The sequence below is a fragment of the Pseudomonas sp. Z1-12 genome (genome assembly GCF_051132015.1).
Lineage (GTDB): Bacteria > Pseudomonadota > Gammaproteobacteria > Pseudomonadales > Pseudomonadaceae > Aquipseudomonas > Aquipseudomonas zanjanensis.
The window spans coordinates 4,861,738-4,881,899 of the sequence record NZ_CP071647.1 but is presented as its reverse complement, the minus strand read 5'-3'; the positions used below and the strand labels follow the sequence as shown (position 1 = coordinate 4,881,899).

Genomic DNA, 20,162 nt, shown 5'->3' with positions numbered 1-20,162 from the left:
ACGTATGGGTGAGTCGATTGGCGTGATCATCCTGGCAGCGGGAACGGGTAGCCGTTTCCGCCGGATTGCAGGTGCCGACAAGGATAAATTGCTCGCCGATTGCACCGGGCGTGACGGTGCCGTGCGGTCGGTGATCGAGCAGGTGCTGGTGAACCTGCCGGCCTCCCTGGAAAAGCGTGTGTTGGTGACGAGCAAGGACCGGCCACAAGCCATACGCATGGCCCAGGCGTATGGATGCGATTTCGTGGAGCTGGACTCCCCCGGCCTGGGTGACAGCATCGCCGCAGGTGTCCAGGCCTGCCCTGATCTTGATGGCTGGCTGATAGTGCTGGGCGACATGCCCTTCATCTTGCCGTCGAGCATCGAGCAGGTGGCGGCGGGGATTCATGAGGATGGGATCAGCGTGCCGGTCCTGGCAGGGGAGTACGGGCATCCGGTGGGGTTTGGTCGTGGGTTTGGCCCGAAATTGATGGCCTTGACTGGAGATCGTGGCGCCAAGGCATTGTTTGCCGGGGCGCAGGTGGTCGAAGTACCGGTGGACGATCCAGGCGTGACGTGGGATGTCGATGTGCCAGAGGCCCTGACCTACAAATAACAGGCGACGCAAAACCCTTTGGGAGCAAGCTCGCGAGGGCGGAGGGTCAATTTGCAGTGATGGTGGATACCCACAAGGTTTCTGGGAACAGCACGGTCCTGTGGCGAGGGAGCTTGCTCCCGCTGGGTCGCGCAGCGGCCCCAAAAAAGCGATGAGCGCTGCGCACTGGAGCGCCAGCCCGGTCAAGCGGGAGCAAGCTCCCTCGCCACAAAAGCTTCCCAGCCATCACGGCACAGATTGATCAACAGTAAACATTGTGGGAGCGAGCCTGCTCGCGATAGCGGCCTGGCATTCACCATTGATGCAAGCTGAGCCGACGCCATCGCGAGCAGGCTCGCTCCCACATTTTTTCCGAGTTGTTCTCAGGTATTATTCTCGCCACGAGTCCATTGTGGGAGCGAGCTTGCTCGCGATAGCGGCCTGGCATTCACCATTGATGCAAGCTGAGCCGACGCCATCGCGAGCAAGCTCGGCTCCCACATTTTTTCCGAGTTGCTCTCAGGTATTGTTCTCGCCACGAGTCCATTGTGGGAGCGAGCTTGCTCGCGATAGCGGCCTGGCATTCACCATTGATGCAAGCTGAGCCGACGCCATCGCGAGCAAGCTCGGCTCCCACATTTTTTCCGAGTTGCTCTCAGGTATCGTGCTCGCCACGAGTCCATTGTGGGAGCGAGCTTGCTCGCGATAGCGGTTTGGCCTTCAACATTGATGCAGGCTGAGCCGACGCCATCGCGAGCAAGCTCGCTCCCACATTGGAACTTCGGCTCCGGCCCAGTTCCCCTGTGGATAAGTCTGCAGGCATAAAAAAGCCCCGCCTGGCGTTACCAGGCGGGGCTTTTTACTGGGCGGTGGAATCAGGCGTGAGGTTTAGGCTCGTGCTCTTTTTCCAGGGCTTCAGTGTGACGCGGTGCGATTTCCTCAGCGACGTGCTGAGGTTCGTCGAGCGTCGGAGCTGATTCAACCGGGGCCTCGGCGACCGGGGCAGGGGCTGCCTCGGCGACTTCTTCCACGACTGGAGCTGGCTCGGCGGCAGGCGCTTGAGCGGCGGCAGCGGCAGCTTGTTCGGCTTCCTTCTGCAGACGCTCGGCTTCACGCTTGCGACGACGCACTTCACGTGGATCGTTCGGTGCGCGGCCATTCGCGGTCAGGGCACTGGCCGGTGCAGGCTCTTCCACCGGGGCAGGGGCTTCGGCAACCACGGGCGCTTCGACCACTGGAGCAGGCTCGACCACTTCTGGCTCGACCGCTTTTACGGGCTCTGGTGCCGGCTCAGGCTCGACAACCGGTGCCGGTGCGGCTGGCTCGGCGGCCCAGTTGAACGCTGTCTGCTCTTCGCGGACAGGCTCGGGTGCCTTTTCTTCGGCCGGTGCTTCGACGACCGGTTCGGCAGCCACCACTGGCGTCTCGACGACCGGTGCAGGCTCGGCGGCGACTTCAGCTTCAGCTTCGGGCTGGGCTTCAGGCGTCGGTGCGAGTTCCACTTCTGGCGAAGCGGTGGCTTCTACCGGGGTGGTGGCTTCGACCGCAGGCGCTTCAACCGGCGCGCTTTCCACCGCAGCGGTGGCACGTTCGGCTTGTTCGTGCGCCTGGGCTTCGGCCGGAGCGCTGATCGCGCTGCTGGCAACGGCCGCCGTCACGGCCAGGCCGGCGGCCAGGTCCGCAGCGCTTGGCGCTTCGGCGTTTTCGCTGGACTCGGACTCTTCCGAACCTTCGATCACATTGCCGTTGGCGTCGCGTTGACGCTCACGACGGTTGCTGCGACGACGCTGGCCACGGGAGCGGCGGCGTGGACGATCACCTTCGGCGGTGTCCTGGCCGTCTTCCTGCAACTGCTCTTCGGCGTTCAGCACTTCTTCTTCGCTGGCAGCGGCGGCTGCCTGCTCAGCGCGAGGCTGGCGCTCCTCACGTGGCGGACGCGGCGCGCGTTCTTCACGAGGCGGGCGAGCCGGACGCTCTTCAGCAGTGGCAGCAGCCACGGCCGGGGCGGCATCCAGTGGCTCGCGCAGTTCGCGAACGCGCTCTTCACGCTCGCCACGTGGCTTGCGATCTTCACGCGGTGCACGCGGCTGGCGTTCTTCACGCGGCGGACGCGGTGCGCGTTCTTCGCGGGCTACGACTGGCGCTTCCTCACGGGCCTCGCGCGGCTGGCGTTCTTCACGCGGCTCACGTGGCGCGCGTTCTTCACGCGGTGCACGTTCTTCGCGAGGCTTGCGCTCTTCGTCGCGACGACCGTTGCGGTTGCGGGTTTGCTGGCGACCGTTGCGGCGTTCTTCGTTGCGGGCCGGACGCTCGGTAGCGGCAGGCTTGGCGACGGCGGCCGGGGCAGCAGGCTCTTCCTTGGTTGCAAACAGGCTGACCAGCGACTTCACCAGGCCTTTGAACAGGCTGGGTTCCGGGGCTGCGGCCGGGGCGGCAACCGGCGCAACCACTTCGGTCGGAACCGGAGCGTTGGCGCGGGCCGGTGCGGTCTTGACTGCGGCTTCCTGGCGAACCAGGGTGCGAGTGGCGGCGGCCGGCTGGACTTCTTCCACTTCGGCAGCGGCAGCAGCGATTTCGTAGCTGGACTGGTTGGTGTGGGCTTCCGGGCTGTCATCGCGCAGGCGCTGCACTTCGAAGTGCGGCGTCTCGAGGTGATCGTTCGGCAGGATGACGATACGGGCGCGGGTGCGCAGTTCGATCTTGGTGATCGAGTTGCGTTTTTCGTTGAGCAGGAACGCGGCCACCGGGATCGGCACTTGGGCGCGAACTTCGGCGGTGCGGTCTTTCAGGGCTTCTTCTTCGATCAGGCGCAGGATCGCCAGGGACAGCGACTCGACGTCACGGATGATGCCGGTGCCGTTGCAACGCGGGCAAACGATGCCGCTGCTTTCGCCCAAGGATGGACGCAGGCGCTGACGGGACATTTCCAGCAGGCCGAAGCGCGAGATACGACCGACCTGGACGCGGGCACGGTCGGCTTCCAGGCATTCACGGACCTTTTCTTCCACGGCGCGCTGGTTCTTGGCCGGGGTCATGTCGATGAAGTCGATGACAATCAGGCCGCCAATGTCGCGCAGGCGCAACTGACGGGCGATTTCCTCGGCCGCTTCAAGGTTGGTCTGCAGGGCGGTTTCTTCGATGTCGCTGCCTTTGGTGGCGCGCGCCGAGTTGATGTCGATGGACACCAGGGCTTCGGTCGGGTCGATGACGATGGAGCCGCCGGACGGCAGTTCGACGACGCGCTGGAAGGCGGTCTCGATCTGGCTTTCGATCTGGAAACGGTTGAACAGCGGAACGCTGTCTTCGTAGAGCTTGATCTTGCTGGCGTACTGCGGCATCACCTGGCGAATGAAGGTCAGGGCTTCGTCCTGGGCTTCGACGCTGTCGATCAGCACTTCGCCGATGTCCTGGCGCAGGTAATCGCGGATGGCGCGGATGATCACGTTGCTTTCCTGGTAGATCAGGAACGGCGCGGAACGATCCAGCGAGGCTTCTTTGATGGCGGTCCACAGTTGCAGCAGGTAATCGAGGTCCCACTGCATTTCTTCGCTGCTGCGACCCAGGCCAGCAGTGCGCACGATCAGGCCCATGTCGGCCGGTGCGACCAAGCCATTGAGGGCTTCACGCAGTTCGTTGCGCTCTTCGCCTTCGATGCGACGGGAGATGCCGCCGGCACGCGGGTTGTTCGGCATCAGGACCAGGTAACGGCCGGCCAGGCTGATGAAGGTGGTCAGGGCGGCGCCCTTGTTGCCACGTTCTTCTTTTTCGACCTGAACGATGACTTCCTGGCCTTCGCTCAGGACGTCCTTGATGTTGACGCGGCCTTCGGGGGCCTTCTTGAAGTATTCGCGGGAGATTTCTTTGAGGGGCAGGAAGCCGTGGCGCTCGGAGCCGAAATCGACAAAGGCAGCCTCAAGGCTTGGTTCGATGCGAGTAATCCGGCCTTTATAGATGTTGGCCTTCTTCTGCTCGCGTGCACCGGATTCGATATCCAGGTCGTAGAGGCGCTGGCCGTCTACCAGTGCAACACGCAACTCTTCGGGTTGAGTTGCGTTAATCAGCATTCTTTTCATGTAGTACCGTCGGTTTCCGGGCTGCCGGAAACGGCGTTCGGCACACACGACTTCTCACGGTCGGTGTCAGGTGCGTCCTGGAGGTGGCAAGGCCATTCCAGTGTCCAGCGAGTTCGGCCCAATGATGGCGAAGTCGCGACGGACGCGTCCTGCTTGCTGGTACTCAAGCACTCAGTCAGGAGGAGGAATCAACCGGCGTCTGTGGACGAGATGAAGCGTCTAAATATAAGCCTAGTGCTACACAGTCCGACGGTTGTACGTCTCCACCCTACACGTATCCCTGATAATTCGGGTGCTGCCGCGCGCAGAATCCGCAGCGGGTTGGCATTTACCGTGAGCTCCGGAAGGGGAGGTCACGCATCATGGCTAATTTAGGCGTTGTTTCCGAAGCTCTCGCTCGGGGTCGTTCGCAGCTGACTGCACTTTGTGAACTGGCCGTGAATGTGGCGCGCAAGGCGAGTCAAAACTCTGCTTTGCGGCGTATCTCAGGCCTCATGTCACCTGCGCTCGTTACACCTGAAAACTCTACCGTTACGTAGCGAAAGCCCCGTAGGACGGCCTCTCGTCCTCGTGAATTGCGTTGGTCAGGGCCGGTTTTTGACCGCTGGTCCACTGTCCAGCCACTTTTGGCGGCGTTCGCGACTATAGCAGCAATGATTAAGTTCTTCAATTCCATAAAAAATTGTTATGATCGCCGCCATGACAACTACTGCCCCTTCGACCCCTGGCGTTCAACTGCTCGAGGTCTCGCCGGAATATGCCGGCCAACGAATCGATAATTTCCTGCTGGCCCGGCTCAAAGGCGTGCCCAAGACCTTGATCTACCGCATTTTGCGCAAAGGCGAAGTGCGGGTGAACAAAGGTCGGATCAAGCCTGAATACAAGCTCCAGGCCGGCGACATCGTGCGCGTGCCCCCGGTTCGCGTGCCCGAGCGCGATGAACCGGTGCCCCTGGCCCAGGGATTGTTGCAACGCCTTGAAGCCTCGATCGTCTATGAAGACAAGGCCCTGATCGTGATCAACAAGCCCGCGGGCATTGCGGTCCACGGCGGCAGCGGCCTGAATTTCGGCGTGATCGAAGCCTTTCGTCAGTTGCGTCCGGACGCCAAGGAACTGGAGCTGGTCCATCGCCTCGACCGCGACACCTCCGGCCTGCTGATGATTGCCAAGAAACGCAGCATGTTGCGCCACCTGCACGAGCAATTGCGCGGCGATGGTGTCGACAAGCGCTACATGGCGCTGGTGCGGGGGCGCTGGGAGACCTCCATCAAGCAGGTCCGTGCGCCGCTGCTCAAGAGCAACCTGCGTTCCGGCGAGCGCATGGTGGAAGTCAACGAGGAGGGCAAGGAGGCGTTGACGGTGTTCAAGGTATTGCGCCGTTTCGACGACTTCGCCACCTTGGTCGAGGCCAAGCCGGTGACTGGGCGTACGCACCAGATCCGCGTCCATACCCTGCACGCCGGCCACTGCATTGCCGGTGACAGCAAATACGGCGACGACGATTTCACCAAGGAAATCCGCGACCTGGGCGGCAAGCGCCTGTTTCTCCATGCCTATATGCTCACCGTGCCGCTGCCCGATGGTGGCGAGCTGAAGTTGCAGGCCCCGGTGGATGACATGTGGGCCAAGACCGTGGAGCGGTTGAGTGCATCCTGACTACAAATTGCTGATCTTCGATTGGGACGGCACTCTGGCGAACTCTGTTGGTCGGATTGTCGAAGCGATGCATGTCGCATCGGATCGTTCGGGTTTGGCCCGGTGCGACGATTTTGCAGTGAAGGGCATCATCGGCCTGGGATTGCCGGAAGCGATTCGCAGCTTGTACCCGGATATCGATGACGATGCGCTGGTGGTTTTTCGCCAGCACTATGCCGATCACTACATCGCGCTGGAGGCTGAGCCTTCGCCGTTGTTCGAGGGCGTGGTTCATACCCTTGAAACCTTGAAAGGCGAGGGTTATCGCTTGGCGGTCGCGACCGGCAAGGCTCGTCGGGGGTTGGATCGGGTATTGAAGGCCCATGGTTGGGATGATTATTTCGACATCACTCGTGCCGCCGATGAGACGGCCAGCAAACCGCATCCGTTGATGCTCGAGCAGATACTGGCCCATTGTGGGGTGGAGCCTGCGCAGGCGTTGATGGTGGGGGATTCCTCGTTCGACCTGCAGATGGCGCGTAACGCCGGCATGGGTTCGGTGGCTGTCAGCTATGGTGCGCAGTCCATCGAGGCGCTCAAGGCGTTCGAACCGCGACTGGCGATCGACCATTTTCCTGAATTGCACGCCTGGCTGAGCCGGCGCGCTGATTAAGTCTGTTGAGGATGCATGTATGACCGATGAATGGAAGGCACCGGCCAAAGCGAGCGCTGACAACGGTGACGAAAAAAGCTGGAAGCTGTTGGAAAAGACCCTGCTGGCCGGGGTGGAAGAGCAGCGTCGTGCGCGCCGGTGGGGGATCTTCTTCAAGTGCCTGGTCTTTATCTATCTGTTTTTCGGCTTGGCGATGATCTACCAGGCGGTTGACGGGAAAACGAGTCCGGGAGGCGGTGCAGCCTATACGGCGGTCATCGATATTGAAGGCATGATCGCCGACAAGGAAGCGGCCAGCGCGGACAACATCATCGGTAGCCTGCGAGCTGCGTTCGAAGACTCGAAAGTCAAAGGGGTGGTGCTGCGCATCAATAGCCCGGGCGGCAGTCCGGTACAGGCCGGCTACGTCTATGACGAAATCGTTCGTTTGCGTGCGGCGCACCCGGACATCAAGCTCTACGCGGTGATTGCCGATCTCGGCGCCTCCGGTGCTTATTACATCGCCAGTGCGGCGGACCAGATCTATGCCGACAAGGCCAGCCTGGTGGGTTCCATTGGCGTGACGGCGGCCGGTTATGGCTTTGTCGAGACGCTGGGCAAGCTTGGGGTGGAGCGTCGGGTCTATACCGCGGGCGAGCACAAATCCTTCCTGGATCCGTTCCAGCCGCAAAAGCCTGAGGAAACGGCGTTCTGGCAGGGCGTGCTCGACACCACCCACAAACAGTTCATCGCCAGCGTCAAGAAAGGGCGGGGCGAGCGCCTGAAAGACAAAGAGCATCCAGAGTTGTTCTCCGGGCTGGTCTGGTCGGGCGAGCAGGCGTTGCCGCTGGGCTTGATCGATGGCCTGGGCAGCGCCAGTTCCGTGGCTCGGGATGTGATTGGTGAGAAAGAGTTGGTGGATTTCACCGTCGAAGAGTCACCGATCGACCGCTTCTCGAAGAAGCTGGGTGCCAGTGTCGCCCAGCACCTGGCGATGTGGATGGGGTTCCAGGGGCCTGCGTTGCGCTAGGCGTCTCGCGATCGATATAGTGGGTGCAAGTTCCCCTGTGGCGAGGGAGCTTGCTCCCGCTGGGCTGCGAAGCGGCCCCAGATTTTGCGGTCGCTGCGCAACCGAACGGGAGCAAGCTCCCTCGCCACGGATTTTAGCGCTAGGGAACCTGCAAGCCCTCGACCAGCAACATATCCACAAGACGAATCAACGGCAGCCCGATCAGGCTGGTGGCGTCCGGCCCTTCGGTGCTCTGGAACAGGCTTACGCCAAGCCCCTCGGCCTTGAAGCTGCCAGCGCAGTCGTAGGGTTGTTCAGTGCGCAGGTAGCGTTCAATGCGCCCAGGATCCAGGGTGCGCATGTTGACGGTAAACGGAACGCAATCGACCTGGCAGGCGCCGGTCTGGCTGTTGAGCAGTGCGAGGCCGGTCAGGAACGTGACCCTGGTGCCGCTGGCGGCCAGCAGTTGCTCGCGAGCATTGTCGAAGGTGTGGGGTTTGCCCAGGATGCGCTCGCCGAGCACGGCGACCTGGTCTGAGCCGATGATCAGGTGGGCCGGATGGCTGTCGGCCAGCGCCAGGGCTTTTTCTTGGGCCAGGCGTTTGACCAGCTCGACGGCGGGCTCGCCGGGGCGATGGCTTTCGTCGATATCGGGTGAGCTGCAGACGAACGGCAGTCCCAGGCGGGCAAGCAATTCCCGGCGATAGACCGAGCTCGAGGCAAGTAATAAAGGCAGCATGGACGTCTCCAGGAGGCAGGGGTGAATTCTAGCGAGGCACGCAAGTGACGGACAGGGCTGAATTTCCTTTGACATGGCTGGGGGCATCCCTATAATGCTGCGCCTATGTTGAATGACCCGATTCCACCTCACGTTGACCCGCGCAAATTGGCTGACCGTGGCACCACCCTTCAAGGTGAACTGCTGCTGGCCGATTTGAAGAGACTCTGCGACCCGCTTTCCGACGATGTCGGTACGGTCCAGGCCAAATTCGTTTTTGAACGAGATGAACGTAAATCTGTGGTTATCCACAGCTTTATCGACACCGAAGTCAAAATGGTTTGCCAGCGTTGTCTTGAGCTGGTCACCCTGCCGATCCACAGCGAATGCAGTTACGCCGTGGTGAAGGAGGGTGCGAATACCCAGTCGTTGCCGAAAGGTTATGACGTGCTGGAACTGGGCGAAGATCCATTGGATCTGCAGTCACTGATCGAGGAGGAGCTTCTGCTCGCCTTGCCCATTGTGCCTGCTCATCATCCGGAAGAATGCCAGCAGCCGGCGGGAGCAGATGAGCCCGAACCGAGCGAGGACGAGGTAACGCGGTCCAACCCGTTCAGTGTATTGGCGCAGTTAAAGCGTGACCCAAACGTTTAGGAGTTAATCAATTATGGCTGTTCAGCAGAACAAAAAATCCCGCTCTGCCCGTGACATGCGCCGTTCGCACGACGCTCTCGAGGCTAGCACCCTGTCCGTAGAAAAGACCACCGGTGAAGTTCACCTGCGTCACCACGTATCGCCAGAAGGCGTATACCGTGGCCGTAAAGTGATCGACAAGGGCGCCGACGAGTAATCACTTGTCCGCTCAAGTCATCGCGATTGACGCAATGGGCGGGGACTTCGGTCCCCGCAGCATTGTTCAGGCCAGCCTTGCTTGCCTGAATGCTACTCCCTCGCTGCACCTGACCCTCGTCGGTCAATCCCCCCTCCTGGAAGACATGCTCAGCGGCCAATCGGCTGTGGATCGCGCGCGCCTGACGATTGTCCCGGCGTCTGAAATCATCGCCATGGACGAAAAGCCAGCCCAGGCCTTGCGCGGCAAGCCTGACGCCTCGATGCGGGTGGCCCTTGAGCTGCTGCGCGATGGCAAGGTCCAGGCCTGTGTCAGCGCCGGCAATACCGGTGCGCTGATGGCACTGTCGCGCTACGTACTCAAGACCTTGCCGGGTATCGACCGGCCCGCGATGGTGGCGGCGATCCCGACCCAGCGTGGGTTCTGTCAGTTGCTCGACCTGGGGGCGAACGTCGACTGCAGTGCCGAGCATTTGCTGCAATTTGCGGTGATGGGCTCGGTCGCGGCTGAAACCCTGGGCATCGTGCGTCCTCGCGTGGCGCTGTTGAATATCGGCACCGAAGACATCAAGGGCAACCAGCAGGTCAAGCTGGCGGCCACGTTGTTGCAGGCTGCGCGGGGTATCAACTACATCGGTTTCGTCGAGGGCGATGGCTTGTACCGTGGCGAGGCCGATGTGGTGGTCTGTGACGGCTTCGTGGGCAATATCCTGCTCAAATCCAGCGAGGGGCTGGCCACCATGATCGGCCAGCGCATCGAAACCTTGTTCAGGCAAAGCCTCGCCTCGCGGGTGGTCGGCGCCTTGGCGCTGCCGTTGATGCGCCGGTTGCAGGCGGACCTGGCGCCGGCGCGGCACAACGGAGCGAGTTTCCTCGGGCTGCAAGGTATCGTGATCAAGAGTCACGGATCGGCGGGCGTGCAGGGTTTCCAAAGTGCGATCAACCGAGCGGTGATCGAGATCCAGGAGAACCTGCCGGAGCGCTTGCACGGTCGCCTCGAGGATTTGTTAACTTAGGCGTTTTCGTCCGACAATGCTTAAATGTGACCGGTCGGTTCAACCCGCCATCCAATGTGCAGTTTGCTAGCGCCCCCAGGGGCGTCAATTTTTGACGACAAGATCATTAGGGGCTTTGTTTTCATGTCTGCTTCCCTCGCATTCGTCTTTCCAGGGCAGGGCTCGCAGTCCCTCGGCATGCTGGCCGAGCTGGGCGCGCAATACCCGCTGGTCCTCGAAACATTCAAAGAAGCTTCCGATGCGCTCGGCTATGACCTGTGGGCATTGACCCAGCAGGGGCCGGAAGAGCAGCTCAATCAAACCGATAAAACCCAGCCAGCCATCCTCACCGCCTCGATCGCCTTGTGGCGCTTGTGGCTGGCTGAAGGCGGCGCGCGCCCGGCGTTCGTCGCCGGTCACAGCCTGGGCGAATACAGCGCCCTGGTGGCCGCTGGCAGCCTGAGCCTGGGCGCCGCGGTGAAACTGGTGGAGCGTCGTGGCCAGTTGATGCAAGAGGCCGTTCCGGCCGGGCAGGGCGGCATGGCCGCGATCCTGGGTCTGGAAGACGCTGATGTGCTCGCTGCCTGTGCCGAAGCGGCACAAGGCGATGTGGTCAGCGCGGTGAACTTCAACTCCCCGGGCCAGGTGGTCATTGCCGGTGCCAAGGCGGCTGTCGAGCGTGCCATCGAAGGCTGCAAGGCTCGTGGTGCCAAGCGTGCCATGCCGCTGCCGGTCAGCGTGCCGTCGCACTGTGAACTGATGCGTCCGGCCGCCGAGCGCTTTGCCGAATCCATCGCTGCCATCGACTGGCAGGCTCCGCAGATTCCCGTGGTGCAGAATGTCAGCGCCAACGTGGCGCCAGATCTCGAGACCCTCAAGCGTGATCTGCTGGAGCAACTCTACAAGCCGGTTCGCTGGGTCGAATCGGTGCAGGCCCTGGCAGCCAAGGGCGCGACCGAACTGGTCGAATGCGGTCCTGGCAAAGTGCTGGCAGGCCTGAACAAACGCTGCGCCGAAGGCGTGTCGACTTCCAACCTCAATACCCCAGATGCCTTCGCTGCCGCCCGTGCAGCGCAGGCCTGAACAGGAGAAGCTTGCATGAGTCTGCAAGGTAAAGTTGCACTGGTGACCGGTGCAAGCCGTGGCATCGGCCAGGCCATCGCCCTGGAACTGGGTCGTCAAGGCGCCATCGTCATCGGCACCGCGACTTCCGCGTCGGGCGCCGAGCGTATCGCCGCGACCCTGAAGGAAAACGACATCCAGGGCACCGGCCTTGAGCTGAATGTCACCAGCGACGAATCCGTTGCGGCGGTGCTGGCGAGCATTCAGGCGCAGTTCGGTGCGCCGGCGATCCTGGTCAATAATGCCGGTATCACCCGCGATAACCTGATGATGCGCATGAAAGATGACGAATGGTTCGACGTGGTCGACACCAACCTGAACAGTCTGTACCGGCTGTCCAAGGGCGTGCTGCGTGGCATGACCAAGGCGCGCTGGGGTCGAATTATCAGTATCGGCTCGGTTGTGGGTGCCATGGGCAACGCAGGCCAAGTAAACTATGCTGCGGCGAAGGCCGGTCTGGAAGGTTTCAGCCGTGCGCTGGCGCGTGAAGTGGGTTCGCGCTCGATTACGGTAAACTCGGTTGCACCGGGTTTTATCGATACCGACATGACCCGTGAACTGCCGGAAGCACAGCGTGAAGCCTTGTTGACGCAGATTCCGCTGGGTCGTCTGGGGCAAGCTCAAGAAATCGCGTCCGTGGTCGCTTTTCTTGCGTCGGACGGTGCGGCATACGTGACCGGGGCTACAATCCCGGTGAACGGCGGGATGTACATGAGTTAAATGTGACGGATTGCTTCAAAAAAATGTCATACGAGCTGTCTAAAATCCGTTATAAAGCTGCAATCAATTTATAGACGGCGGGCCGCTGGGTTTGAGGAGTGAAGCTTTCGGTTGAAAAACCGAAAAGTTCTTCTATACACTTACCCACCGGCCAGCTGCCTGAATTTGTCCATTAGGAGTGAAAACAAGGTATGAGCACCATCGAAGAGCGCGTCAAGAAAATCGTTGCCGAGCAACTGGGCGTTAAAGAAGAAGAAGTTGTGAACACCGCTTCCTTCGTAGAAGACCTGGGTGCCGACTCCCTTGACACCGTTGAGCTGGTGATGGCTCTGGAAGAGGAATTCGAGACCGAGATTCCTGACGAAGAAGCTGAGAAGATCACTACTGTACAAGCTGCTATCGACTACGTTACCAGCCACCAGGCGTAATCGTATTCAGTCGTCGCTAGCTGTCATGGAAAAACCGCACTGCCGTCACGGCGTGCGGTTTTTTCTTTAGGCCTGATGCAAAGTCGTCATTAGAAAAAGGAGAGTGCTGTGTCGCGTAGACGCGTCGTAGTCACCGGTATGGGTATGTTGTCGCCACTGGGCACGGATGTGCCGAGCAGTTGGCAGGGCATTCTGGCCGGCCGCAGTGGCATTGGTCTGATCGAACACACCGACCTTTCTGCCTATTCCACCCGTTTCGGCGGCTCGGTAAAGGGCTTCAATGTCGAGGAATACCTGTCGGTCAAGGAAGCCCGCAAGCTTGACCTGTTCATTCAATACGGCCTGGCAGCCGGTTTTCAGGCGGTGCGTAACGCCGGCCTGGAAGTCACCGACGCCAACCGTGAACGCATCGGCGTGGCCATGGGCTCGGGTATTGGCGGCTTGACCAATATCGAAGAAACCAGCCGCACGCTGCACGATTCGGGGCCGCGACGGATTTCTCCGTTCTTCGTGCCGGGCTCGATCATCAACATGATTTCCGGTTTCCTGTCCATCCACCTGGGTGCCCAGGGACCCAACTACGCCATCGCCACGGCGTGCACCACCGGTACCCACTGCATCGGCATGGCCGCGCGCAACATCATGTACGACGAAGCCGACGTGATGATTGCCGGTGGCGCCGAGATGGCCGCATGCGGCCTCGGCATGGGCGGTTTCGGCGCGTCCCGAGCGCTGTCGACCCGCAACGACGAGCCCGCCCGCGCGAGCCGGCCGTGGGACAAGGGCCGTGATGGCTTCGTGTTGTCCGACGGTGCCGGTGCGTTGGTGCTTGAGGAACTGGAGCACGCCAAGGCGCGCGGCGCGACCATCTATGCCGAGCTGATCGGCTTTGGCACCAGTGGCGATGCGTACCACATGACCTCGCCACCGGCCGACGGCGCCGGTGCGGCCCGTTGCATCGCCAACGCTTTGCGTGACGCGAAGCTCAACGGCGAGCAGGTGCAGTACATCAACGCCCACGGCACGTCGACCCCGGCCGGCGACCTGGCCGAAGCCCAGGCGATCAAGACCGTGTTCGGCGAGCACGCCTACAAGCTGGCGGTCAGTTCGACCAAGTCCATGACCGGTCACCTGCTGGGTGCGGCAGGGGCGGTGGAAGCGATCTTCAGCGTCCTGGCGATCAACAGCCAGACGGCGCCGCCGACCATCAACCTCGATGAGCCGGACGAAGGTTGCGACCTGGACTTCGTGCCGCACACGGCCCGCAGCATGGATATCGATGTGGTGCTGTCCAACTCCTTCGGCTTTGGCGGGACCAACGGTTCGCTGGTGTTCCGCCGGTTCGCCGGGTGATGGAAAGCTGGGTCGACGGTCAGCCGGCCGACGTCCTGTCGCTGAAAGATCGCGGCCTGGCTTACGGCGATGGGGTGTTCGAAACCATCGCCGTGCACGATGGCACCCCGGTGCTGTTGGAACGCCACCTGCAACGCCTGGAAGCAGGTTGCCAGCGGTTGGCGCTCAACGTTGACATGGGCGCCTTGAGTACAGAGTTGAGCACCTACGCCGGTTGCCTGGGTGATGGTGTGCTGAAACTGATCGTGACCCGTGGCGACAGCCTGCGCGGTTATGCCGCTGATCCTTCGGTGCCGGCCAGGCGCATCCTGCAAGGGAACCCGCCGGCCACTTATCCCACCGCCCATGCCGAGCAAGGCATCCACCTGTTTCCCTGCACCGTGCGTTTGTCCGAGCAGCCCTTGCTTGCAGGCCTCAAGCACCTCAACCGCCTGGAGCAAGTGCTGGCCCGTGCCGAATGGCGCGATGGGCAGTACGCCGAAGGCTTGATGTTGGACGCGTCCGGGCGGGTAATCGAAGGCGTATTCAGCAACCTGTTCCTGGTGCGCGATGGCGTTTTGTTCACGGCGGACCTGAGCCGTTGCGGTGTAGCCGGCGTGATGCGCGCGGAATTATTGTTTCAAGCCGAGTCCCAGGGCATCGCCACGCAAATCACCGACATCGGCCTCGAACAACTGCACCAGGCCGATGAAGTCTTCGTCTGCAACAGCGTATATGGCGTGTGGCCGGTACGCGGATGCGGTTCGGCGTGCTGGTCGGTTGGCCCGCTCACCCGTAAACTGCAGACCCTTGCCCGTGCGCTATTGGATGCTTGATTCGTGAGACGTAAATTCTTGCTGCTGCTGGAGACCGGACTGGTCCTGGCAGGGCTGTTGTTGGGCGCTTCGGCCTGGAAAATTCATTCGGCGCTGCAACAGCCGCTGAACATTACCCAGGAAGAATTGCTGGACGTGCCCAACGGAACCACCCCGACCGGAACCCTCAAGCGCCTCGAGGCCGATGGCCTGATCAAGGACGCCTTCTGGCTGCGTGTCTATTGGCGCTTCAATCTTGCCGGCCAGCCGTTGCACTCCGGTGAATACCGGATGGTGCCAGGCATGACCATGGAGGGGCTGATCGGTGTCTGGAAACGCGGTGAAGTGGTGCAGTACAGCGTGACGCTGGTGGAGGGCTGGAATTTTCGCCAGGTGCGCGCCGCACTGGCCAAGGATGAAAAACTCCAGCAGACCCTTGCCAACCTGAGCGATAGCGAGGTCATGGACCGTCTGGGTCATTCGGGAGTATTTCCCGAGGGCCGGTTCTTCCCGGACACCTACCGCTTCGTGCGCGGCACCTCGGATGTCGACTTGCTGAAGAAAGCCTACGACCGTCTGGAAGACGTGCTCGCCAAGGAATGGGCACAGCGTGCCGCCGATGTGCCTTACACCTTGCCGTACCAGGCGCTGATCATGGCGTCCCTGGTGGAGAAGGAAACCGGCGTACCCCAGGAGCGTGGGCAAATTGCCGGCGTTTTTGTCCGGCGCATGCGCCTGGGCATGCTGCTGCAGACCGATCCCACAGTGATCTACGGCTTGGGTGAGCGCTACACCGGCAAGCTCACTCGCGCCCATCTGAAAGAAGAAAACCCCTATAACACCTACCTGATCCCGGGCTTGCCACCGACGCCGATTGCGATGGTGGGGCGCGAAGCGATTCATGCCGCGTTGAACCCGGCACCGGGCAACAGTCTTTATTTTGTCGCCCGTGGCGATGGCAGCCATGTGTTTTCCGATGACCTGGAATCGCACAACAACGCGGTACGCGAGTTCCAGCTCAAGCGCCGTGCCGATTACCGCTCCAGCCCGGCGCCGGTAACGCCGGACGAGCAGGCGCCGATCCCGGCGGCATCGCCCGACACGGCACCTGAAGCGGTGCCCCATGTGCCACCTCAGGTACCGGCCCCCGAGCCGGACGCCAGCGAGCCACCGAGCCCGCAATGACTTTGATTAAGGATCGCCCCGTGACTGGCTTGTTTGTAACGCTGGAAGGCCCGGAAGGCGCCGGCAAGAGCACCAACCGCGAATACCTGGCCGAACGCCTGCGGGCCGCCGGCATCGAGGTGGTATTGACCCGTGAACCGGGCGGTACGCCACTGGCCGAGCGAATTCGCGAGGTGCTGCTGGCGCCCCTCGAAGAAGTCATGAACCCTGACACTGAGCTGCTGCTGGTGTTCGCCGCCAGGGCGCAGCATCTGGCCGAGGTGATCCGCCCGGCGCTGGCCCGTGGCGCCGTGGTGCTCTGCGATCGTTTTACCGATTCGACCTATGCCTACCAGGGCGGCGGTCGGGGCTTGTCCGTGGAACGCATCGCCGCGCTGGAAAGCTTCGTCCAAGGTGAGCTGCGCCCAGACCTGACCCTGGTGTTCGACCTACCGGTGGAAATCGGCCTGGCCCGCGCCAGTGCCCGTGGCCGGCTGGATCGTTTCGAGCTTGAGGGCCAGGCTTTCTTCAATGCCGTGCGCAATGCCTTCCTGGGGCTCGCCAAGGCCGATCCGGCGCGTTACCTGCTGATCGATGCCGCGCAGCCGCTGACCCAGGTCCAGCAGTCCCTGGATAGCTTGCTGCCACGTTTGCTGGAGCGTGTCCGTGGCTGAAGCCTATCCCTGGCAAGACGGTCTCTGGCAGCAACTGGCCGGTCGTGCCCAGCATGCCCATGCCTATCTGCTGCACGGCCCGGTCGGCATCGGCAAGCGGGCCCTGGCCGAGCGGCTGATGGCCAGCCTGTTGTGCCAACGCCCGGGAGTCTCCAACGCTTGCGGCCAATGCAAGTCCTGCCTGCTGCTCAAGGCCGGCAGCCATCCCGACAATTACGTGCTGGAGCCGGAAGAGGCGGACAAGGCGATCAAGGTCGACCAGGTTCGCGACCTGGTCAGCTTCGTGGTCCAGACCTCGCAGATGGGCGGGCGCAAAGTCGTGCTGATCGAGCCGGTGGAGTCGATGAACATCAACGCCGCCAACGCCTTGCTCAAGAGCCTCGAAGAGCCTTCTGGCGATACCGTGTTGCTGCTGGTCAGCCACCAGCCGAGTCGCTTGCTGCCGACCATCAAGAGTCGTTGCGTGCAACAGGCCTGCCCGCTGCCGAGCGAGGCGATGAGCTTGCAATGGTTGGCCCAGGCCCTGCCTGACAGCAGCGACGAAGAGCGTGTCGAACTGCTGACCCTCGCGGCTGGCTCGCCCCTGGCGGCTGTCAGCCTTCAGGCCCAGGGCGTGCGTGAACAGCGGGCCTTGGTGGTGGACGGGGTCAAGAAGCTGCTCAAGCAGCAGCAATCCCCCACGCAACTGGCCGAGGGCTGGAACGCGATCCCGCTACTGCTGCTGTTTGACTGGTTCTGCGACTGGTCGAGCCTGATCCTGCGTTACCAGTTGACCGAAGACGAGGCCGGCCTGGGGCTGGCCGACATGCGCAAAGTGATCCAGTACCTGGCGCAGAAAAGCAGCCAGGATAAAATCTTGAACATCCAGGACTGGATTCTTGCCCAACGTCAGAAGGTGCTGAGCAAGGCGAACCTCAATCGAGTGCTGTTGCTCGAGGCGCTGTTGGTGCAGTGGGCGAGTTTGCCTGGTCGAAGTTGACAGGTACCGCCTAGTGTCCTGTTTCGCAAATACGTTTTTTTTTGACGAGTGGCTGTTGTCGTCAGGCAAGGCGCCGCGACGAGTCATAGCCCGCTATGGCGAGGAGCGGCAACGCAGCATGACGACAACAGACGCCGTCAAAAAAGAACAGTATTTGTGATACAGGACACTAAACTCAGCTCAATCGCAGCGGAGATCAGCATGAACGAACCTGTCAGTCCCGGTCCACGCAACGGCATCCTGTCCCTGACCATCAAGGACAAGTCGGTGCTTTATGCCGCCTACATGCCCTTCATCAAGAACGGCGGCCTGTTCATTCCGACCAACAAGAATTATCGCTTGGGCGACGAGGTGTTCATGCTCTTGAGCCTGATGGATGAGTCGGAGAAAATTCCGGTCGCCGGCAAGGTGATCTGGCTGACCCCCAAGGGCGCCCAGGGCAATCGGGCCGCCGGCGTGGGCGTGCAGTTCAGCGACGGCGACAATTCGGCCCGCAATCAGATCGAAACCCACTTGGCCGGCTCCCTGAAGTCCGACCGTCCCACCCATACGATGTAGCCTGGCCTTTTATGCTTGTAGATTCCCATTGTCACCTTGATCGTCTCGACCTCGCTGCCCATGGCGGTTCCCTGGATGCCGCGCTGGACGCGGCCCGGGAGCGGGGCGTCGGTCACTTCCTGTGCATCGGCGTCAGCGCCGACAACGCCGCCGATGTGAAGGCGCTGGCGGAGCGTTATGCCGATGTCGATTGTTCGGTCGGCATCCACCCATTGGACGTCCAGCCCGGCGCCGCGCCGGCGCTCGACTGGCTGTTGCGTGAGCTCGATCATCCACGGGTGGTCGCCATTGGCGAAACCGGCCTGGACTATCACTACGAGCCAGAAGCCGCCGACGTGCAACAGGCGTCGTTCCGGCTGCACCTGGAGGCCGCCCGGCAGACCGGCAAACCGGTGATCATCCACACCCGCGGCGCCCGGGCCGACACCCTGGCCTTGCTGCGTGACGCCGCGCTGCCCCAGGCCGGTGTGCTGCATTGCTTCACCGAAGACTGGGACATGGCCAAGGCTGCCCTGGACATGGGCTATTACATTTCCTTGTCCGGGATTGTCACGTTCCGCAATGCCGATGCTCTGCGCGACGTTGCCAGCAAAGTGCCGGCTGATCGGCTGCTGGTGGAAACCGACTCGCCTTACCTGGCGCCGATCCCCTATCGCGGCAAGCCGAACCTTCCGCAATACGTACGGGAAGTGGCGGAGTTCCTGGCGATGTTGCGTGGCGAGTCCTACGAGGGATTTGCCGAGCAGACGACGGAAAACTTTAAGCAATTGTTTCCGTTGGCTCACGTTCGATCGGCGCACGCCTGAATTTCATGCAAAAAAAACCCGGGTTCTGGGGGGTGAATCCGGGTTAAGACCATTAGGAGTAAAACAAAGGCACGCGGTCCGTTGGCACCTTTATCAGCGCGTCACTTGGGGGAGATGTCGCGCCGACAGTTCAAGTATTGATCAGTATGCCCACCCGTCCAGTCTGGCCGGGGCGGTTTTTAAACAAATTTGGAATACGCTCGCTTCGGATAAGTTCTCACTGTCGTCAAAGCTCGCCAGTACGGCCCGTTGGCAAGGGAAACGGCGAGCCGGGTGTGCACGGTTTTGTGAAGAACGGTGGCCGAGAATGGATGATCCGTGCATTTTTGCGTAAGTTAGGCATAATACCCGGCTTCGAATTTTGACCCTTCAGACCTTTTTCTTATGCACAAAGAACCCCGTAAGGTCCGTGAGTTTCGCCGCCGCGAGCAGGAAATTCTCGACACCGCGCTCAAGTTGTTCCTCGACCAGGGTGAAGACAGTGTCACCGTCGAGATGATTGCGGATGCCGTGGGTATCGGCAAAGGCACGATTTATAAACATTTCAAATCCAAGGCGGAGATCTACCTGCGCCTGATGCTCGACTACGAGCGCGATTTGAACGAGCTGCTGCATTCAGCCGATGTGGACAAGGACAAGGAGGCCCTGTCCCGGGCCTACTTCGAGTTCCGCATGCGCGACCCGCAGCGCTACCGCTTGTTCGACCGCTTGGAAGAGAAGGTGGTCAAGGGCAACCAGGTGCCGGAGATGGTCGAGGAGCTGCACAAGATCCGCGCTTCCAACTTCGAACGCCTGACCCTGTTGATCAAGGGCCGGATCAGCGAAGGCAAGCTCGAGGACGTGCCGCCTTATTTCCATTACTGCGCCGCCTGGGCGTTGGTGCACGGCGCGGTGGCGCTGTATCACTCGCCGTTCTGGAGCAACGTGCTGGAAGACCAGGAAGGTTTCTTCCAGTTCCTGATGGACATTGGCGTGCGCATGGGCAACAAGCGCAAGCGCGATACCGACCACCCGAGCACCTGACAGGCCGCACGAGCCAAGACATTCAGCTGCCTTATT

At 61.4% G+C, this 20,162-nt stretch carries 20 protein-coding genes; 18 read left to right on the top strand and 2 right to left on the bottom strand.

Annotated elements, in window-relative coordinates; all coding sequences use genetic code 11:
* The first annotated feature begins 4 nt into the window (after positions 1 to 4).
* The gene (locus J3P85_RS21030) at positions 5 to 595 is read left to right on the top strand and encodes a nucleotidyltransferase family protein (protein WP_434703328.1); all 591 of its coding nucleotides are present in this window, start codon (positions 5 to 7) and stop codon (positions 593 to 595) included.
* A gap of 854 nt (positions 596 to 1,449) precedes the next feature.
* On the opposite strand, the gene rne is transcribed toward J3P85_RS21030, so the two are convergent.
* Entirely contained in the window at positions 1,450 to 4,647 is a 3,198-nt protein-coding gene (gene rne / locus J3P85_RS21025; protein ID WP_434703326.1) for a ribonuclease E, read from the bottom strand.
* Between the two features lie 699 nt (positions 4,648 to 5,346).
* On the opposite strand from rne, the gene rluC reads away from it, so the two are divergent.
* From rluC to J3P85_RS21010, 3 genes are read left to right on the top strand one after another with little or no spacing between them, the layout of a single operon-like run.
* Entirely contained in the window at positions 5,347 to 6,303 is a 957-nt protein-coding gene (gene rluC / locus J3P85_RS21020; protein WP_060743156.1) for a 23S rRNA pseudouridine(955/2504/2580) synthase RluC, read from the top strand.
* A complete protein-coding gene (locus tag J3P85_RS21015; protein WP_186707189.1) occupies positions 6,293 to 6,955 on the top strand; it encodes an HAD-IA family hydrolase in 663 nt (220 codons plus the stop codon). Before rluC ends, J3P85_RS21015 begins: the two co-directional genes overlap by 11 nt.
* A gap of 19 nt (positions 6,956 to 6,974) precedes the next feature.
* The gene (locus J3P85_RS21010; RefSeq protein WP_434703325.1) at positions 6,975 to 7,964 is read left to right on the top strand and encodes a S49 family peptidase; all 990 of its coding nucleotides are present in this window, start codon (positions 6,975 to 6,977) and stop codon (positions 7,962 to 7,964) included.
* 139 nt (positions 7,965 to 8,103) lie between these two features.
* Here J3P85_RS21010 and J3P85_RS21005 read toward each other — a convergent pair whose 3' ends face one another.
* Complete coding sequence (locus J3P85_RS21005) at positions 8,104 to 8,682, bottom strand: Maf family protein (RefSeq protein WP_434703323.1); 579 nt, start codon at positions 8,680 to 8,682, stop codon at positions 8,104 to 8,106.
* A 105-nt stretch (positions 8,683 to 8,787) separates the two neighbouring features.
* Here J3P85_RS21005 and J3P85_RS21000 point away from each other — a divergent pair, with 105 nt between their 5' ends.
* The 14 genes from J3P85_RS21000 (at position 8,788) to J3P85_RS20935 (ending at position 20,126) form a co-directional block, all read left to right on the top strand.
* Positions 8,788 to 9,315 carry a YceD family protein gene (locus J3P85_RS21000; RefSeq protein ID WP_003204262.1) on the top strand — a complete coding sequence of 176 codons (528 nt, stop codon included), beginning with the start codon at positions 8,788 to 8,790 and terminating at the stop codon, positions 9,313 to 9,315.
* A 13-nt stretch (positions 9,316 to 9,328) separates the two neighbouring features.
* Complete coding sequence (gene rpmF, locus J3P85_RS20995) at positions 9,329 to 9,511, top strand: 50S ribosomal protein L32 (RefSeq protein WP_003179396.1); 183 nt, start codon at positions 9,329 to 9,331, stop codon at positions 9,509 to 9,511.
* A 4-nt stretch (positions 9,512 to 9,515) separates the two neighbouring features.
* Complete coding sequence (plsX, locus tag J3P85_RS20990) at positions 9,516 to 10,526, top strand: phosphate acyltransferase PlsX (protein ID WP_411385287.1); 1,011 nt, start codon at positions 9,516 to 9,518, stop codon at positions 10,524 to 10,526.
* A gap of 123 nt (positions 10,527 to 10,649) precedes the next feature.
* A complete protein-coding gene (gene fabD / locus J3P85_RS20985; RefSeq protein ID WP_434703321.1) occupies positions 10,650 to 11,588 on the top strand; it encodes an ACP S-malonyltransferase in 939 nt (312 codons plus the stop codon).
* Between the two features lie 15 nt (positions 11,589 to 11,603).
* The gene (fabG, locus tag J3P85_RS20980) at positions 11,604 to 12,347 is read left to right on the top strand and encodes a 3-oxoacyl-ACP reductase FabG (RefSeq protein ID WP_186707194.1); all 744 of its coding nucleotides are present in this window, start codon (positions 11,604 to 11,606) and stop codon (positions 12,345 to 12,347) included.
* 191 nt (positions 12,348 to 12,538) lie between these two features.
* Positions 12,539 to 12,775, top strand: coding sequence for an acyl carrier protein (acpP, locus tag J3P85_RS20975; protein ID WP_003175607.1), 237 nt, complete (start codon positions 12,539 to 12,541; stop codon positions 12,773 to 12,775).
* Positions 12,776 to 12,883: 108 nt separating this feature from the next.
* The gene (gene fabF, locus J3P85_RS20970) at positions 12,884 to 14,128 is read left to right on the top strand and encodes a beta-ketoacyl-ACP synthase II (RefSeq protein WP_039593652.1); all 1,245 of its coding nucleotides are present in this window, start codon (positions 12,884 to 12,886) and stop codon (positions 14,126 to 14,128) included.
* Positions 14,128 to 14,943 (top strand): aminodeoxychorismate lyase, encoded by an 816-nt coding sequence (gene pabC, locus J3P85_RS20965; RefSeq protein ID WP_434703319.1) that lies wholly within the window; start codon positions 14,128 to 14,130, stop codon positions 14,941 to 14,943. Before fabF ends, pabC begins: the two co-directional genes overlap by 1 nt.
* A 3-nt stretch (positions 14,944 to 14,946) precedes the next feature.
* Positions 14,947 to 16,107 carry an endolytic transglycosylase MltG gene (gene mltG, locus J3P85_RS20960; RefSeq protein WP_434703318.1) on the top strand — a complete coding sequence of 387 codons (1,161 nt, stop codon included), beginning with the start codon at positions 14,947 to 14,949 and terminating at the stop codon, positions 16,105 to 16,107.
* A 20-nt stretch (positions 16,108 to 16,127) separates the two neighbouring features.
* Positions 16,128 to 16,760: a dTMP kinase gene (tmk, locus tag J3P85_RS20955; RefSeq protein ID WP_434703317.1), complete on the top strand. Its 633-nt coding sequence runs from the start codon at positions 16,128 to 16,130 to the stop codon at positions 16,758 to 16,760.
* Positions 16,753 to 17,739 (top strand): DNA polymerase III subunit delta', encoded by a 987-nt coding sequence (locus J3P85_RS20950; RefSeq protein WP_434703315.1) that lies wholly within the window; start codon positions 16,753 to 16,755, stop codon positions 17,737 to 17,739. Before tmk ends, J3P85_RS20950 begins: the two co-directional genes overlap by 8 nt.
* Positions 17,740 to 17,940: 201 nt before the next feature.
* Positions 17,941 to 18,297, top strand: coding sequence for a PilZ domain-containing protein (locus J3P85_RS20945; protein ID WP_186707199.1), 357 nt, complete (start codon positions 17,941 to 17,943; stop codon positions 18,295 to 18,297).
* Between the two features lie 11 nt (positions 18,298 to 18,308).
* Entirely contained in the window at positions 18,309 to 19,103 is a 795-nt protein-coding gene (locus tag J3P85_RS20940; protein ID WP_411385283.1) for a TatD family hydrolase, read from the top strand.
* A gap of 384 nt (positions 19,104 to 19,487) precedes the next feature.
* Positions 19,488 to 20,126 (top strand): TetR/AcrR family transcriptional regulator, encoded by a 639-nt coding sequence (locus J3P85_RS20935; protein WP_186707201.1) that lies wholly within the window; start codon positions 19,488 to 19,490, stop codon positions 20,124 to 20,126.
* Positions 20,127 to 20,162: the final 36 nt, after the last annotated feature.

Coding starts and splice junctions, on each gene's coding strand:
- J3P85_RS21030 (WP_434703328.1), top strand. CDS start 5: ATGGGTGAGTCGATTGGCGTGATCATCCTGGCAGCGGGAACGGGTAGC.
- rne (WP_434703326.1), bottom strand. CDS start 4,647: ATGAAAAGAATGCTGATTAACGCAACTCAACCCGAAGAGTTGCGTGTT.
- rluC (WP_060743156.1), top strand. CDS start 5,347: ATGACAACTACTGCCCCTTCGACCCCTGGCGTTCAACTGCTCGAGGTC.
- J3P85_RS21010 (WP_434703325.1), top strand. CDS start 6,975: ATGACCGATGAATGGAAGGCACCGGCCAAAGCGAGCGCTGACAACGGT.
- J3P85_RS21005 (WP_434703323.1), bottom strand. CDS start 8,682: ATGCTGCCTTTATTACTTGCCTCGAGCTCGGTCTATCGCCGGGAATTG.
- J3P85_RS21000 (WP_003204262.1), top strand. CDS start 8,788: ATGTTGAATGACCCGATTCCACCTCACGTTGACCCGCGCAAATTGGCT.
- rpmF (WP_003179396.1), top strand. CDS start 9,329: ATGGCTGTTCAGCAGAACAAAAAATCCCGCTCTGCCCGTGACATGCGC.
- fabD (WP_434703321.1), top strand. CDS start 10,650: ATGTCTGCTTCCCTCGCATTCGTCTTTCCAGGGCAGGGCTCGCAGTCC.
- fabG (WP_186707194.1), top strand. CDS start 11,604: ATGAGTCTGCAAGGTAAAGTTGCACTGGTGACCGGTGCAAGCCGTGGC.
- acpP (WP_003175607.1), top strand. CDS start 12,539: ATGAGCACCATCGAAGAGCGCGTCAAGAAAATCGTTGCCGAGCAACTG.
- pabC (WP_434703319.1), top strand. CDS start 14,128: ATGGAAAGCTGGGTCGACGGTCAGCCGGCCGACGTCCTGTCGCTGAAA.
- J3P85_RS20945 (WP_186707199.1), top strand. CDS start 17,941: ATGAACGAACCTGTCAGTCCCGGTCCACGCAACGGCATCCTGTCCCTG.
- J3P85_RS20940 (WP_411385283.1), top strand. CDS start 18,309: ATGCTTGTAGATTCCCATTGTCACCTTGATCGTCTCGACCTCGCTGCC.
- J3P85_RS20935 (WP_186707201.1), top strand. CDS start 19,488: ATGCACAAAGAACCCCGTAAGGTCCGTGAGTTTCGCCGCCGCGAGCAG.